Here is a 16,883-nt window from a genome sequence, read left to right on the forward strand (position 1 = left end):
GCTTGACATGCAACCAAATGGTTGCTTATAATCGATTTATGAATTGGAACAAAGACGCTATATTTAAAGCACTCAGCGACTCGAATCGACGGCTCATATTAGACGAACTAGCCGAACGGAAAGAGCTAACACTGTATGAACTAAACGCACGTCTCATTATGAAGCACGACCTTAGCATTTCGAGGCAGGCGATAGCTAAGCATCTTTCTGTATTGGAAGATGCAGAGCTCGTAAAATCAAAACGAAAGGGGAAATATCGGGTACTAATGTTCAATAACGAACCACTCAAAAACCTGCTAAAAGGGTGGGTAGAGTAATCTTAGAAGAACTCCGCACTACTAAGCCAGATTGTTAGCAGAACAACATAAGTTGCAGATATCAAAGGAGGAAAAAACATCATGAAAATCATCGTTACCAGTTTATTCGTTCAAGATCAAGACAAGGCATTGAAATTCTATACAGAAACCTTGGGCTTTGTAAAAAAGCATGACGTTCCCACAGGAGAATTTAGGTGGATAACACTTGTTTCACCTGAGGACCAAGAAGGCACCGAGCTTTTGCTCGAACCGAATAACCATCCAGCTGCCAAAGAGTATCAAGAGAAGTTAATTGCAGAGGGCATCCCGGCAACAATGTTTGGAGTTGCAGATGTTCACAAAGAGCATGAAAGATTAAAGAAACACGGCGTGAAGTTTACTATGGAGCCGACAAAAATGGGCGAACTTACACTTGCTGTTTTTGACGATACATGCGGCAATCTAATTCAGATTGCGCAACAGTAAACTTATGAGGGAGGGACAAGGGGACAGGCACCATAGGTGCCTGTCCCCTTGTCCCTCCCGTTTATTATGCTGTAAGCCTTTTTTGATCAGTCTGTTGATTCTTATTTGTTGTTGCTCTACCTCTTATCTTCCCTATCATAAAGGCGCTAAAAGGTAGGTATGAAACTAATTTAATAATTAAAATGCATATTAGTAGACTAATGATAAAAAGAGATCCAACTTGAACAGTTAATGAACTAAATTTTGCTGTATATGGCGCAATATAAAACTGTACTAAGCGATGTAATAAATAAATACCAAACGCATAATTACTCATGAAATCTATGAGTCTAACCCTGGGCATTATTTTCCCAAACGCCAATATCATTAAAGTCATAGATATGACGAAAGGTAGTAAATCTAATCTTCTTGAACCACCCGATGTGTTGCCACTACTGAAATTTAATGCAATTATGCCAATAGAAACTAATACTAATAATATAGTAATATAACGGTACTTAATTAAATAATTGATGACTATATTGTAGTATTTTCCTATTAAATAAGCGACTGCAAAATAAGCTAACCATGTTGGAAATATCATCCTAAATACCGCTTTTAAATCAGAATTAGCAATATGCACATTATTAACAAATGTCAAAAACAACAAACCTATGAAAAACATGGAAGGAATTAGCCAGATAGTTGATACATTTCTCTTTTTGATTAACCAAAAGATCAAATATAATTGAAAAATAGCTAGCACAAACCATCCTGTAAAGTCTCCTATGAAAATGTTCTTCAATAATTTTCCTGTTAAATTATAATCAGGGTAGTTTAATTCGCCATTTAAAGCATAAACAAACGCAAAAAATACAAATGGCAATAATATAAATTTGAATCTGGTTATTAAAAAATTTGCCGGAATTTTGTCTCTATACCGATTGGCTATTATGATAATCGAAAGTAATACAAATGTTGGTGTTGCATAAGCGAGAAGTACTCTAAATAATTGAAACAAATCATTATCTATATTTCCATTGATTAATATAATTTCAGTAGTAGAGTGTAATAACACTATACTTAAACATGCAGCTACTCTTAGTACATTCCATTCATGAATCATTAAAAATTCGACTCCTTTAGACAATAAAATACAATAAATGCTATTCCGCATTATATCATACTCCATTTTTATTAGGTTAAGTTTTAAAAACCCCTATCCGGCGATCCCTGGTGTTTCCTCTTTAGGTTCATCTTTTATAACTAAACTATTATCAGTAGAAATGGCACACGGTGGTACACAGGGACAGGCACCTTGTATTTCACAACAGTCTATGTCCTCTGGCTAAATCGGATAACGTGAACTATCTGAATATACCTCAATGTTATAAGCACTAAAATACACTTTTGATATTTATATGTAAAAAAAGACCAAGTGTCTTTACACTCAGTCTAAGTTTTAGAAATATGTTGGAACATGGTGCCTGTCCCCTTGTCCCTTTCATATACGAGGCAGAGAACCAAATTCAACTTTCTTACTCTCGTTCTTCTTAAAATAAACTTCCAATCTTTCAATCATAGCATCCTTATTTTCACTAAATTGTTTATGTCGATGTCCATTACCTCCAGATGGGTGAGGGAATCCATTAAGAATTGAATTTGACTCAATATAATTGTTTTCTGCAAGGAAATCTAACACTTTTGATACGTTAACCCCCAGCGGAATTATTAAGGGATTATCCATCGATTTAAGTTCTGTTGCAAAGCAATCAACAACATATTTTTTGAGAAGTTCATTTTTTAACATATTTGGAGTCGACCCACTGTAATTTTTCCCTTTATAGAAAACCGGATAAGGAAGTAGTGACGTGGTTTGCACCAAGTTGCTCGCTGTAGAAAAAAGTTCATTTGTCGATGATAAACCTAAGTGTTTATGTAATTGTAATTCATCCAACATCGTTATGAGATTTTTTCTCATTGGACCTTGGAAACTAGAATTATTTTTTACTTCTCGTAAAATTTCTTCATTATTGGTTAATTGATCACTAGCATTAATGACAGTCGAATAGGATTGTTTCATTTGAAAAAGTCCTGGTGTAATCCCGACAATCACTACTTTCGCTTGCTCATTAACGTATTCAAATGGTGCGTAATATATTTCAAGCTGTTTTTTCTCGTCTTTCTCCAGCAGAAATGCCTCGTTTAATAATACTTCATCCTCTAAAGAAGCAGCCAGAGAGAATAGCTGATCTCTATACATGTTAAATTTTGAATAGGCGGCAATACTCATTCGTTCATTTCCTCCATAACAGAATTATTGATTTTTTCCCATAAAACTAATGATATCATAAAGCATGTAAATACATATGTAGACTTGATTGTTAAACTATTTATAAGAAGAATAGACGAGATGTGACACCAATAATTCCTTTATATACCTAGCGAATCCCCTCTCTTTTCTAGTGTCTGCTCTAATGAAGATATATTACTAATCCCTAAATTCCATCCATTCCTTCCCATTTGTCAAATGTTCTAGACAAACGAGCTAAACTTATGTATCGTTATACAGGCATATCATCTAGGAGGAATTACACATCATATGAACAATCAGAATCATACTTCAGTAAAAATATTGACAGCTGATCCATCTGCCCTCGGACTATTTGGTTTAGCAATGGTTACACTTGTAGCCTCATCACAAAAATTAGGTTGGACAGAAGGTACGGCTTTAATATTGCCGTGGGCTTTCTTTTTAGGTGGTCTTGCACAAATAATTGCAGGCCTGTTAGATTCCAAGCATAATAATGTATTTGGTGCAACAGCATTTAGTGCATACGGACTGTTTTGGCTCGGTGTTGGTACAACGTGGATGATACAAATGGGTGCTTTTGGTGAGACCTTACTTGCGAACGCAGATTCCAAACAGCTTGGTGTAGCATTCGTCGGCTACTTAATTTTCAGCTTATTTATGACGGTCGGTGCAATGGAAACACACAAAGTACTATTTTTCATTTTCGTGTTCATTGATTTATTATTTATCGGATTGTCCTTAAGTTCATTTAATATTATGTATGAAATTTCACATATGCTTGCAGCAATATCTGAATTACTAATTGCTCTACTTTCATTTTACGGTGCAGCTGCTTCCCTATTAAACACACATTTTGGGAAAGTGGTCTTACCAGTAGGAAAGCCATTTGGCATATTTAAGTAAGAAGCGGGCACTGTTTTACTCTCGCAGCAATTCGATATTAGCCTATATAGTTTAAAGAAAAGCTCTGTGGAGAGAATTATCCGCAGAGCTTTCATTTTGTATTTATATAAACCTCAAAAGTACGTGATGATGATCTGACCCAGAATCAAAGGAATATTTCAATTTTAGGGTAGTAAATTGGTGAAGGGACAAATACTGTTGATGACAATGACCATAGCCTAATTGAGCGTATTATATCATCTACATTGTCCCTATTAAGGAAGGAATTATGATTTTTAGCAAACCCGCGCGATTATAGAATAACATACAATAGAAATGCTAAAACAAATCTTAGCCCTCTTATGTTAAATACATCACGTCAAATCTGATTCATCCGCATCCTCTGCTACGCATTTAATCCACTCTAATCGGCTGTCCCAATCCGCTGCCAATTTTGTCATCCACTCTGCTGTTTCGGATAGTTGATTTGGACAGACTGTATATTGTACTTCCCGCCCAACACGGTCGGAAGCAACTAGCCCTGCTCCTTTGAGGACGGTAAGGTGTTTGACAACTGCTTGTCGGGACACAGGTACTATAGTAGCTAATGTTGTGGCGGTGGCATGTCCTCTTGATGCAATGAGGTTAAGCAACTGAAGGCGAGTTTGGTCTGCCAATGCATTCAAAACATTTTCGATTTTACTCATTTTATTCCTCAGCACGCTTCCGCAATACTTCCAGTTGTTGCTCCCATCCTTTGACATTCTCATTAAAGAACTTATGTTGCTCCTTCTCTGGTACGGCAATGCTAGAAAATCCACTTTCCACTACACGAAGCAAAGTTCCCCCATCCTTCTCAATTAACGTAAACTCAACAAGTGTAGAGTTTCCTTCTTGTGGTTCCTCTCCTGGGAATGAACTGGCCCATCGACATGCGAGGTAGTTCGGTCGATCCATTTGTTTAATCAATACTGGAAATTTACCGAACCTTGTTTTCGCTACTACTCTTTTCCCGTCTAGATCTACACTGTCAGGACCAGGCTTATCGCCCACCCACCATGCCGGTTGGCTAACCAACTCCCACACGGTTTGAATCGAAGCATCAATAATAATTTCTCGTTCTATCCGATCATTATCCATTTTAATTCCTCCTAGATTATATGTGCAACCAAATAGTAGCACATTAATTTCATATGTGCAACCAAGTAGTTGCTATATGTCAGTAATAATAGTGACACTAAATAACTCCTATAGCGCCAAAAGAGGAAGATGCCACACTCGATTCAAAAGATTGTTAAAAAGGCAATTGAAAAGCTCTGCGGTGGGAATTACCCGCAGAGCTTTCATTTGTATTTATCTACCTAAACCATATTACTCGCTTTTTCCTAACTACCTTCCTCCAAACGATAGTAATCCCCAATGCAACGACTATTCCTAATAGATCCGCCAGAATATCATACAAGTCTGCACCTCGCCCAAAGAAAACCTGTAAGATCTCGGTAAAGATTGGGAAAGTAAAGGCAGCAACTAAATAGGAGCATAGTTCGAAACAACTTCAATTATTAAACAGGTTAAAATGAAAAATATAAATTTACGCATCTTCAATATAATAATTTTTATCTTTTTAAAAAGACAAAAACTAGAGCCGATGGCAATTTAGCTTTCCATCGGTACTAGCTTTTTAACAGGAAACAACCCCTGTATCTCAATTTTGGCTGATAGATCTAGAGAAGTAAATCACCCCAACACTCTCTCCATGATTCATCAACCTTTATCATTCGACAACCTTCTACAAAATTTAGGGAGTGACAGACGCCTACAAATAACTACTCAAAAATATAACCTAACACTTCTAATGCTTGTTCTATATTCTCAACAGTAACATTTGCTTTGTTAGAAAGCTCTTTAAGTGGGTGAATTAATTTTTCTGGTCTTACAATAATTACTGGTTTATTCAGCGTTAGTGCTGTACTTACATCCATAGCTGTATTCCACTGTCTATACTTCTCACCGAAAACCGCTACCACTACATCTGACTTTGCCATCAATACTTGAGTTCGCAAATTATTAACAGCAGATGCGGCATCATCTCTATATAAATTACTAGGCTGCTTTCCTAAAATTACTTCACCGATATCATCTGAACGGTCATGGTCAGTCTGTGGAGCAACAAATTCAAAAGAATAGTTCCTTTCTTGTGCTTGCTGCATTAACTCCCCTCTCCAGTTATCATGAATTTGCCCTGCTAAATAAATAACTAATTTCATAATTATTCTCCTCATAAAATAATATTAAATTCAATAGTATTGTATTGAGATTTTCTTCAATCATCCGACGTGTTTTTCCACTTCTAAGCAAAATTTATAAATTATACTTTTAGAAAATATAATTACAATTTGCATAACTTTAAATTCAGAATATATATTCCGAATTCCCAAATATTTAGATAACCGTCTACTATTAATCTTGATATTTGACAAACCTTAAAACACATTTGCTTTGTCGTAGCCATTTAATTACCTAATAAAATAGTAAGTAATGATTATTTATTTTATATGAATTTGCTATTACATTAGCTACCTTACTGCCTCACTAACAAACGCTTCATTAAAATATTTTACTGCTTTTACTATATCTGCCTCTTGCCCTATTTGAATTAATGTTTCTCCTATTAGTTTCACAGCAATTTCAAGATCTTCTTTTGTTGCATTACCCATATGTCCAATTCGAAAAGAAGCTCCCTTTAGGTGAGCCAATCCTCCAGCAACAATTACTCCTTTATTTGCAAGTTCGGAACGAAATACTACGTCATCGATACTCTCGGGATAAAGAAAACAGGTTAGAGTTGTTGCAGCTTCCTCCTCATCTGCTAATGCCTTCATTCCATATACAGAAATAGCTGCTCTTATAGCTTTGGAATACTTTCTATGGCGATTATAACGATTTTCCATTCCTTCATTTAATACAAGTTCCATCGCATGATTGTAGGCGTAAATTAAATTGACTGCTGGTGTGGCAAAGTAATTTTTCGGATCATTCATTATAGGTATCCAATTATGAATATCAGCATAATATGCCGGTACCTTCTCCATGTCATTCCTAACTGATAAAGCACTTTGATTAAATGCAATGATTGCCAGTCCGGGTGGAACACCAATTGCTTTTTGTGATCCTGTTAACACGACATCTATCCTATATCCATGCTCACCATATGTTTTATTCATATTTTCTTCCATAGCAGAAGTAGCACATACACCATCAAGGATAACTAATGCACCATGTCTTTTAATAACTGGAACAAGTTGATCTAAATCTGCTGAAACTCCTGTAGATGTATCAGCGTGAGTAATGGTTACTGCTTTGTACTTATTTTCTTTTAATTTATCTTCTACTTTTTTTATAGAAACTCTTTCTCCCCATTCAGCTTGAATCACGTCTATTTCAACATCAAATGCTTTACCAAGATTTAAAAAACGATCACCAAAGTATCCATGGCTAACTACCAATACTCTTTCACCGGCTGCTACAGTATTCACTAGCGCCATTTCCATAGCAAGTGTTCCTGATCCAGAAATCACTATAACTTCTCCATCGGTTTGGAACATTTTCTTAGTTTGTTCTATAGCCTTTTTATAAATGGAAGCAAATCTGGGATCTGTATGATTCATTGTTTGTTGACTCATTGCTTCGTAAATAGAATCAACCACAGGCGTTGGTCCAGGAACAAGTAACAATTCTTTTTTTAGCATTCAAAAACCTCCTTTAATTTAACAATCCTATTTGTTAGTAAATGGGGAAAAATCAGATATTTTCCTTTATGTGAATCGCACGCTCTGGTTTATACGGAGATAGATCTAAATCAATGTGTTCTTCACTAATAATTGCTGCTGCCAAACTCCCTACATAGGGTCCCATAGTTAGTCCAGAAGCACCTAAACCATTAGCAAGCACAACACCTTCAAGCATATCAACTGAACCAAGGACCGGTATAGTATCTGGTCCCATTGGACGAAATCCTATACGGACTTCCTCTAAAGTCCCTTCATTTAATCCAGGTGCAACTTTTAAAGCTTCTGTAAGTACTTCATTTACTCCGCCCGCAGTCAATCGATAATCAAAACCCGAACCAGTTTCTCTCGTAGCTCCTGCTACTACTCTGGAGTCATCAAATGCCAGTAAATAATGACTAGATTGCGGTACAATAATTGGCCACTCTGAAGTATCCATTTCCGGTAATTTTATATGAGCAATTTGCCCACGCTGAGGTTCTATCTTTAAATCGATATTAAGTGGTTTCAATAATTCTGGAGCCCCTGTTCCTGCTGTAATCAAAACTTTATCGGCATATATCGTTTCACCTTGAACAGTGATACCACTTACTCTATTATTCTCATGAATAAGTTTTGCTTCCCCCTCGATAAGTTTTGCTCCATTATTTTTAGCAGCCCGTTTAAGAGCTTCTCGCATTTTGGCTCCATCTACTCTAGCTCCTCCAGAAACAAAAACAGATTCTAAATCGTCCTTGAGAAGCGGGAATAATTGCCTTGTCTGTTTATGGTTTAAACGTTGAATATCTCCTATTTCAGGTGCATCTTTCTTTTTAATATTCAAGTTTCTTTCGATTTCATCCAATTGCTCAGGATCATTTGATACATGTAATGCACCTACTTTTTTATAACCTACCTCATTTTCTCCTTCTTCCTTTAGTGCTGAAATTAAATGAGGATAGAACGCTGCACCTCTTTTAGCAAGTCTATACCATTCAGCACTTTCATTCTTTGCCCAAGGACTTACAATACCTGCGCCTGCAGAAGTAGCTTTACCCTCTTCTGGTCTATCAACCATAATTACCTCTATATTATTTTTGGCTAGGTGATATGCAGCACTAGCACCTACAATTCCAGTTCCTATTACAATTACCTTCATTTAATCACTCCTACAATTTTATTGTCATTTTATAGTTTACAAATCTCCCAATATAAACTATATGTTCGGAGTCTATTTCTATTCTCTGACTTCAACATGAATAGTTCCATAGATACTCACCAACATCAATCTTTTTTGGGGTCAAGCATTTTCCCAACGCCAAGAATCTTTTCAATAATCAACATCAATACAACAGTTATCATAATAATCATAGTGGAAACGGAAGTAATCAACGGATCATACTGCCATTCCATATAAGTGAAAATTCGCACAGGAAGTGTCACGACATCTGTACTCACTATGAATAGCGCTACGGTAAGATCATCAAAGGAGGTTATAAAAGCGAAAACACCTCCAGCAATTATCCCTGACTTAATTGTCGGGAGAGTAACCTGAAAGAAAACCCTTAATGGACTAGCCCCTAAATTCATTGCAGCCTTTTCAATTGTTCTATCAAAACCTGCTAAACTTGCTACAACAAGTCTCATAACATATGGAACAGCCAGAATAATATGTCCAAAAATTAAAGCTGTTGTACTTGGAGCTAATCCAATCCATGCATAATATTGAAGCAATGCTATACCCAATACTACTGTCGGCATCATTAGTGGTGAACTTGTTAATTGAATAATTGCTTCTTTTCCCCTAAATTCATAACGTACTACTGCAAGAGAAGCTAATGTACCAATTATAGTAGCAACCAAAGCAGTTCCTAAGGCAACTCTTACACTTAGATAAAACGATTCTATAAATTCAGGGTGGTTCAGTATGTCTGCATACCATTTAAGTGATAATCCTTCAGGTGGGAATGCTATAAAATCACTCTGTGTAAATGAGGAGGCAGCAATAACAACAATTGGTGCAAGTAAAAATACTAAAACAAGAAATACATGAATGTTTAATAATATTTTTGGAAGTTTACGTTTCATTGTATTGTGACTCCTTTATTTAATTTGGTTAAAGCTCGACTGTATAACAATAATGTAATACTGATGATTATTATTAAAATAAACCCAATAGCTCCACCGAAAGGCCAATTTAAAAGTACTTGAACATGTTCATAAGTCAAATAAGCCATTACCTTTACTTGAGACCCCCCTAATATTGCTGGAGTAACAAAAGAGCTCGTTGTTAAACTAAAAACCAAGATTGAACCAGCAAATATCCCCGGAAGACTTAGTGGTAAAGTTACATTGAAAAAGGTACGGAATTGATTTGCTCCTAAACTATTAGCCGCTCGAGTAACAGATGGATCAATGCGTTCTAAAGACCCTATAATGCTTAGAACCATGTATGGAAACAGAACATGAACCATACCAACAATTACACTAAACTCCGTATATAATAATTTTAAAGGTGCATCAATTAATCCTATCTCCATAAGAAAGTTGTTAATCACCCCATTATTATTCAATATAATTCTCCAACCATATGCTCGAATAACCATACTAATTAATAAAGGTGAAATCATAATTAATGTTAGATAGTTTCGCGTGTTTCCAGTTAATTGTGATATGACATAAGCAACCGGATATGAAATAATTAAACATATTACTGTAGTTAGAATTCCAATTTTAATTGTTGTCCACAAAACACCTAAATAATAAGGATCTGTTAAAAATCGGGTATAGTTACTTAAGGTCCACGTATCGCCAATACCATCCACTGAATCAAATGTACGAAAACTGGATACTCCCAAGAATATAAGAGGTATGATAAAGAAAAACACAAAAACAATTAATGTAGGAATGAGCAATAACCAATGCTCAAACTTTTTTTTGCTCCTTTTATTCCTAGGTTTAATGTTTTTCTTGTTACTTTTATTTCCCTTAATTTCTGAACCCACAGATTTTACACCTCATCTCTTGAAATGTGCAGATCTTCATCTAACCAAAAGGTATTTATTTCAGCTCCGACATAGATGTGTTCTGGTTGAACAGAGATACTTCCGATATCAGCAATAATTAGCTGACCATCTTTTCTTAAATGTAGTCTTGTCTTATTTCCCAAGAAGGTTTTCTTTTCAATTTTTGCTGGGAATGAATTATAATTATCTGGCTTTGTTTCAGATACTTGAACTTTTTCAGGTCGAATAAAACAATCCACTTCTTTATTCGAAAGGGTACCGTCCATTGGGACGATATAGTCCAAACCAAATAGTCGTATTTTAAGATTTTTATCATACTTTTCCAAAACTACGCCTGTAAATTCATTAACCTCTCCTATAAATCTTGATACAAAGGCTGATTCGGGTTGATTATAGGTGTTTTCTGGCGTATCAAATTGTTCAATTCTGCCTTTATTCATGACAGCAATACGATCCGATATCGCCAATGCTTCTTCTTGATCATGCGTTACAAAAATTGTTGTTATCCCAACCTGTTTTTGTATTTCTACAATTTCCTCTCGCATTTTTACACGTAACTTTGCATCCAAATTACTTAAGGGCTCATCTAATAATAATAGACGAGGCCTTATTACTAGAGCTCTAGCTAAAGCAACTCTTTGTTGCTGCCCTCCCGACATCTCTTTAGGATATCTTTTTTCATAACCCTGTAAATGAGTCATATTTAGTGCTTCTCTAACCTTCTCACCTATTTCACTTTTTTTGACCTTACGCAGTTTAAGGCCATAAGCAACATTTTCAAATACAGTCATGTGAGGGAATAATGCATAATTCTGAAACATCATTCCCATTCCTCTTTTATGAGCGGGTAAGTGATGAATGGCTTTACCATTCACCGTGATTCCCCCTCCGTCTACTTCAAGAAATCCTGCAATCATGTTTAGAGTAGTTGTTTTCCCACAGCCTGAGGGACCTAAAAACGAAACCAATTCTCCTTCTTCAATATCCAATGATAAATTTTTGACTACTTCTACATCATTAAATTTTTTATATACTTCAGATAAACTTAAATAGCTCATTTTTTTCCCTCCTGGTGTAGAAATCTAGTTTATAATTTCTTTATCCCATCGCTCATTCCATTGGGTTCTATTCGCATTAATTACATCCCAATCTACCTTGATTAGTTTTTCGATACGTTCTTGACCATATGGAACTTTTTCTGCTACTTCATCACTTAATTCCACATCCATATTTACAGGTCCCTCAAATCTTTTAATCGCTGACATCTCCTGAATTTCAACATCTAACAAGAAATTCACAAATTGTTGCGCTAATTCTTGATTTGATGCATTTTTAACCACACTTACAGTCACAATCAAAGGAACCGCACCCTCTTCAGGGCTGACATACTCGATTGGAAAACCTGTATCCTGAAGCGTATAAATTCGACCAGTCCCCCAAACAGATGCAACTGTTTGACCCTGAACAAAATAATTTGAAACATCAGCCGTGTCATCAAAGTTAACTGTATTCTTAGCAACCTCCGCCAACTTTTCAAAGCCAGGATCAATATTCGTTTCGTCTCCACCATTCACCTTGGCTAACATAACTAACATATTTACCCCAAAGGTGTTCAATACAGATGGAAGAACTAACTTACCTTTATATTTAGGATCTGCCAAGTCATTCCATGATTTTAATGGTTCCCAATTATTTTGCTCAAAAACTTCTGCATTGTAAGCTAAACCCACTTCTACAAAACTAAATCCAACACCGAGATTATCTGGCATTTTAGCAATATCATAGACTTTCTCTAAATTCGTTACAATACTTTCATCTAGTGGTGCTATTAAATCAAGAGATCGAGCTTGCGCCTGAGGACCATCATCTATTATAGCCACATCAATTTCTGGATTATCTTTTTGCGCTTGAAGTTTAGATAAAGTTGCTACTGAACTTCCTGTAATATACTGAACTTTTACATTATATTTCTCTTCAAACGCCGGTATAATATTCTTTTTAAATTCCTCTTCATAATTACCACCATAACCCGCAACAACTAATGTCTGTTTCTCACCTTCACCAGCATCTCCTTCACTTTGTGCTTTCTCACCGCCACAAGCAGCTAGAATTAAAGCTACTAGAGTAATCAAGATTAAACTGATTTTTCTTCTCATTTTATTTCCTCCTTTAATATAATTTGATTGAATTATCAATTTCTAAAGCCGTATATTCCTAGATTAAATGTTGATATAAAAAAACGTTCACAAAAATCGAAACCCTAGGATATTGGAAGGTAACTCAATAAAAATTAGAAGTAATCAATTAGCTCGTTCTCTTTTGCAAAATCCGCAAGTTTTTCAATTTCCATTCTTGAAAGCACTGCTCCTATTGGGTAAGACAGTGATACTAAAAGCATTTTGTGACATTTGTATTATTTTCTTTCAATCCTACTGAATTAGATAAGAGGGAATCTTCTGTCTTCTAATTACGAAAAACAGGACTAACAAAATTCATTTACAGGGACAATATTATAATTCTACCAAACAGGTTCAGGAACTAAAACTTCATCACCAGTATTTAATAGAGCCCTTTGACAATACCATCACCAATAAAAGGGGTTCTGTCAATAATCATGTTTGAATAGTTTTTCTACCTTTTCTGCTAAATTGCCCCTTATATATGGTTATTGTTGTATGGATTAATTTTGTTTCCTTGGCAAGGCTAACTTGCAAAGAAAACAAAATCTTGCGGCCAACTCAGCCTAATGTGGTGACTTTATTTATCAGGAAAGGTCTTCTTTTTCATTGTTTAAATTCTTTTAAATAAAATATTTCACACTCTCCTTTGCTTCTTTTATTACCACCCCTTAATTTTATCAAGGACACTATCTGGCACACGACCTTGCGTAACATCTTCAAATGACTCTTCCAGGATTCGTAATGATTGTTCCAGATATACATCTTTAATCGTAAGGGGAGGGGCAATACGTAAAACAGAACCTGAAAAAAAGGTTAGAAATAATCCTTTTTCCCAACAGCGCCAACATATTTTTGCAGCAAATGAATGATTCGGTTCTTTACTCATTTGATCTTTTACAAGATCAATACCAATCATCAATCCTTCTCCCCTAATGTCACCTATTACTTCAAAGCGTTCTTGTAAATCCCTAAAGCGATCCTTGATATGGGAACCTAATTCCTGAGCACGCTTTATTAGATTTTCGGTTTGAATAACTTCGATTGTGGCCCTGGATGCGGCACAACTAATTGGGTTCGCTGCTAGTGAAAATGCCCCTGCAGGCGGTTCCCAAGAAGTCATTATTTCACTTCTACCGACCACTGCACTTAAAGGCATACCGGAAGCAATTGCTTTACCCAAGACTATTAAATCAGGTTCTAATTGAAAGTGTTCACTCCCAAACCATTTTCCTGTTCGACCAAATCCTGTTTGGACTTCGTCTGCTATAATCAGAATACCATGTTCGTTACATAACTCTTTTAACTTATCTATATAAATCTGTTGAGGTACAATTACTCCAGAGTCTCCTTGTATAGGCTCAATTATAATGGCTGCTATTTCTTCTGGTGGGCAAACAGTTTCGAGTAAATCTTCAATGGCTGCTATACACCGTTCACTCTCATCAACGGCATTGAACTGAGGACGGTATATATCTGGGAAAGGAATGTGATAGATTTCAGGTAATAAAGGACCCATATGTCGTCTCATAGGCAAACTAACTGCAGAGGCACTTAAAGCACCATAGGTATTTCCATGATACGAACGTGAAAATGCTAAAATCTTAGATTTCCTGGTATAACTTCTAGCTAGCTTGATCGCAGTGTCATTCGCATCACCGCCTGATAAGCCATAGGTTACCTTTTTCGAAAAATTTCCAGGAGTAATACGAATTAGTTCTTCTGATAAAGCGATTAGATTTTCATGACTAGCATACGCTGGATTATAGTGTACTAATCGATCCATTTGTTCTTTCATATGATCAATAATAACTGGATGAGAATGTCCGGTATTTGTTACACAAGCACTGGATAGGAAATCGATCCATTTGTTACCATCATAGTCATAGATGAATTCTCCTTTGGCCTCTTTAATAACGAGAGGGAAAAAAGGAAGTCGCATCCCAGAACCTAGGACTTCATTTTCTCTATCCAACCATTTCATATTTTCATCCGTTTTATTCACTAAGTTATTCACTTAGCAAACCTCCTTTTTAAGATAACACAGACGAGTTTCTATTGATGTAAGACTCTATATAATTCAAATCCCTGTTTATTTCCTTCGCTAAAAAGTTCTTATCTTCTGTGTTGAGTTTATTGATATTTTGATTTTTGAGTTTATTCCGTAAGTATGATTCTCTGATTCGTTCTAAATCTATCTCTTCTACTCTCAATTGTTGGATATGTTCTGGAATTACAATTGTTGACCCCGGTTTGTTTTCTTCAGGATTTCCCTTATAAACATTTATTCCTTGCTTTTTTGCAAAATTAAGTTGTGCAACTGGATGCTTACCAGCCCCAGTATATTCAGTCTCTTGAACTACTATAATTTCATCTTCATCCAATTGTTGTGCCAAAACTAATGCAGCAGCTAAAGATGTATTTCCCGCGGGTCCTCTTTCCAATCCTTCTAATTTCGCTAATAATTCTGTTGTATAAAATACTTCACCCTGGGTAACTGTTATAAATTGATCAAGATACCGTAATGGTCGAGCCGCATTGTAGGGAACATCTGAACGATCGGGATTTGTAGTAAAAGGAATGCTAAATCCAGTATGTCCCGTTGTAAATGACTTACGGTTAAAATCTTGATCCGAGGCCATATGCAGCCCTTTTAAATCCACGGAAACACCGATTATTTTAGTCTGTATATTTCCATATTTCCTTAGCCCCCTAGCCGTACCTGTAACGTTTCCTCCACCAGCATGAGTGATACAGACGGCTGCAGGTTCTTTACCAAATTGTTGCTGTACCTCTGAGGCGATTTCATATCCTAGTGTTTCCACACCAGCAATCGCATACGGAGAATACAGTGAGGCATTAAAATATTTAGTTTCATCTAAGGTAGCTAAAGCTGTATAGAAAAGTTCAGGACCAACAGACAACTGTACTACTTCTGCTCCAAGGCTTTCGCATTTTCTTGCCTTCTCAATTATTTCCGGCTGCCCTATCCCATCACTGTCGGAAGCTTCTTGTAAAACAATACATTTTAATCCTTGTTTTGCTGCCTGACTTGCAACAGCAGCACCATAATTACCACTCGTCGCAGCAACTACACCTGTAAACCCTCTTTTCTTAGCTTCATAAACCGCAAGTGAAGCACGTCGATCTTTAAAGCTGCCAGAAGGATTAGCTGCCTCATCTTTCATTAAAATTCTTGCACCTTTACCCTTAGGAGAAATATTTCGGATTAATTTTGTTAACTGTTTTAATTCCCATAAAGGTGTATTTCCGACTTGAGCTTCTTTTTGAATTTTCATTACCTCTTTAATGTTATATCCTAATACCGTCATCATTTTTTCATAATCAAAGGCAATCGGACTTGTCTGAAATTGTTCATAATTAACTTTTAGTGAATTTGAGATAATTTCGTTTCTGCGTTGCATTGTTTGTTGATACGTTTGGCCAAACATCATTTGACATACCTCGCTTTTCTCTTTATTATTATTAAATTTTACTGACGGTTATTTAGTATGTTTATTTCCTCTTCTCCAATATGAAGTAATTCTATAACAGGTGGTCCAAAACTATGATTATATTCTGGTTGTAATTGAGTTAATTCTCCTTTTATCAGTCGTCCACTTAAAGTCCTAATGGTAGCGTTTTCATTTATGTTAGCATCATTAGCAAGAAACCCTTTTACCTTCATCTCATATGGGACTTCTTTTGTGTCCTTAGGTAGTTGACTTAATCTATCTTCGGGATTCAATATTATGTTTTTCACTTCAACCCAAGTACCTTTTTTTACTATATTCATTCATATACACCTTCCTAAAATTATTATCAATATCTATTCCGACTTTGAATTTTTTCAACTAATGGACCTTGTTATATTTCTTAATATTTAGGAATTCCCCCCCTAACCCTCTTTTTTTGTTGCTTGACGTATCTTTATGATAAAATTATAATAATATAGA

The 16,883-nt window shown here is 35.9% G+C and carries 17 protein-coding genes; 3 read left to right on the forward strand and 14 right to left on the reverse strand.

Annotated features, from left to right (window positions below):
• The first annotated feature begins 38 nt into the window (after window positions 1–38).
• Together CUC15_RS16305 and CUC15_RS16310 are read left to right on the forward strand one after the other, a co-directional pair.
• The gene (locus CUC15_RS16305; protein ID WP_114917680.1) at window positions 39–317 is read left to right on the forward strand and encodes an ArsR/SmtB family transcription factor; all 279 of its coding nucleotides are present in this window, start codon (window positions 39–41) and stop codon (window positions 315–317) included.
• A gap of 81 nt (window positions 318–398) precedes the next feature.
• A complete protein-coding gene (locus tag CUC15_RS16310) occupies window positions 399–782 on the forward strand; it encodes a VOC family protein (RefSeq protein ID WP_114917681.1) in 384 nt (127 codons plus the stop codon).
• Window positions 783–846: 64 nt separating this feature from the next.
• On the opposite strand, the gene CUC15_RS16315 is transcribed toward CUC15_RS16310, so the two are convergent.
• Window positions 847–1,887, reverse strand: a complete 1,041-nt coding sequence (locus CUC15_RS16315; protein WP_162800340.1) for an acyltransferase family protein — start codon at window positions 1,885–1,887, stop codon at window positions 847–849.
• A 378-nt stretch (window positions 1,888–2,265) separates the two neighbouring features.
• Window positions 2,266–3,054 carry a hypothetical protein gene (locus CUC15_RS16320; protein WP_114917683.1) on the reverse strand — a complete coding sequence of 263 codons (789 nt, stop codon included), beginning with the start codon at window positions 3,052–3,054 and terminating at the stop codon, window positions 2,266–2,268.
• Window positions 3,055–3,363: 309 nt separating this feature from the next.
• Here CUC15_RS16320 and CUC15_RS16325 point away from each other — a divergent pair, with 309 nt between their 5' ends.
• A complete protein-coding gene (locus CUC15_RS16325; protein WP_114917684.1) occupies window positions 3,364–3,978 on the forward strand; it encodes an acetate uptake transporter in 615 nt (204 codons plus the stop codon).
• Window positions 3,979–4,331: 353 nt separating this feature from the next.
• Here CUC15_RS16325 and CUC15_RS16330 read toward each other — a convergent pair whose 3' ends face one another.
• The 12 genes from CUC15_RS16330 to ortA all read right to left on the reverse strand — a co-directional run bounded on the left by CUC15_RS16330 (window position 4,332) and on the right by ortA (window position 16,723).
• A complete protein-coding gene (locus CUC15_RS16330) occupies window positions 4,332–4,679 on the reverse strand; it encodes an ArsR/SmtB family transcription factor (RefSeq protein WP_205317619.1) in 348 nt (115 codons plus the stop codon).
• Window positions 4,666–5,097 (reverse strand): SRPBCC domain-containing protein, encoded by a 432-nt coding sequence (locus tag CUC15_RS16335; protein WP_114917686.1) that lies wholly within the window; start codon window positions 5,095–5,097, stop codon window positions 4,666–4,668. Before CUC15_RS16335 ends, CUC15_RS16330 begins: the two co-directional genes overlap by 14 nt.
• A gap of 686 nt (window positions 5,098–5,783) precedes the next feature.
• On the reverse strand, window positions 5,784–6,224 hold the full coding sequence (locus CUC15_RS16340; RefSeq protein ID WP_114917687.1) for a YtoQ family protein: 441 nt from the start codon (window positions 6,222–6,224) through the stop codon (window positions 5,784–5,786).
• Between the two features lie 309 nt (window positions 6,225–6,533).
• Entirely contained in the window at window positions 6,534–7,706 is a 1,173-nt protein-coding gene (locus tag CUC15_RS16345) for a pyridoxal-phosphate-dependent aminotransferase family protein (protein ID WP_114917688.1), read from the reverse strand.
• 52 nt (window positions 7,707–7,758) lie between these two features.
• Window positions 7,759–8,883: an NAD(P)/FAD-dependent oxidoreductase gene (locus CUC15_RS16350; protein ID WP_114917689.1), complete on the reverse strand. Its 1,125-nt coding sequence runs from the start codon at window positions 8,881–8,883 to the stop codon at window positions 7,759–7,761.
• A 125-nt stretch (window positions 8,884–9,008) separates the two neighbouring features.
• Window positions 9,009–9,812: an ABC transporter permease gene (locus tag CUC15_RS16355; protein WP_114917690.1), complete on the reverse strand. Its 804-nt coding sequence runs from the start codon at window positions 9,810–9,812 to the stop codon at window positions 9,009–9,011.
• Entirely contained in the window at window positions 9,809–10,729 is a 921-nt protein-coding gene (locus CUC15_RS16360) for an ABC transporter permease (protein ID WP_242985888.1), read from the reverse strand. Before CUC15_RS16360 ends, CUC15_RS16355 begins: the two co-directional genes overlap by 4 nt.
• Before the next feature lie 5 nt (window positions 10,730–10,734).
• Window positions 10,735–11,808: an ABC transporter ATP-binding protein gene (locus tag CUC15_RS16365; protein WP_114917691.1), complete on the reverse strand. Its 1,074-nt coding sequence runs from the start codon at window positions 11,806–11,808 to the stop codon at window positions 10,735–10,737.
• A 24-nt stretch (window positions 11,809–11,832) separates the two neighbouring features.
• Entirely contained in the window at window positions 11,833–12,906 is a 1,074-nt protein-coding gene (locus tag CUC15_RS16370) for an ABC transporter substrate-binding protein (protein ID WP_114917692.1), read from the reverse strand.
• Between the two features lie 682 nt (window positions 12,907–13,588).
• Window positions 13,589–14,944 (reverse strand): aspartate aminotransferase family protein, encoded by a 1,356-nt coding sequence (locus CUC15_RS16375; protein ID WP_205317620.1) that lies wholly within the window; start codon window positions 14,942–14,944, stop codon window positions 13,589–13,591.
• A gap of 16 nt (window positions 14,945–14,960) precedes the next feature.
• On the reverse strand, window positions 14,961–16,382 hold the full coding sequence (ortB, locus tag CUC15_RS16380; protein ID WP_205317621.1) for a 2-amino-4-oxopentanoate thiolase subunit OrtB: 1,422 nt from the start codon (window positions 16,380–16,382) through the stop codon (window positions 14,961–14,963).
• Window positions 16,383–16,420: 38 nt separating this feature from the next.
• Complete coding sequence (gene ortA, locus CUC15_RS16385) at window positions 16,421–16,723, reverse strand: 2-amino-4-oxopentanoate thiolase subunit OrtA (RefSeq protein WP_114917693.1); 303 nt, start codon at window positions 16,721–16,723, stop codon at window positions 16,421–16,423.
• Between the last annotated feature and the right edge of the window lie 160 nt (window positions 16,724–16,883).

Source organism: Oceanobacillus zhaokaii, from assembly GCF_003352005.1.
Taxonomy (GTDB): Bacteria; Bacillota; Bacilli; order Bacillales; family Amphibacillaceae; genus Oceanobacillus; species Oceanobacillus zhaokaii.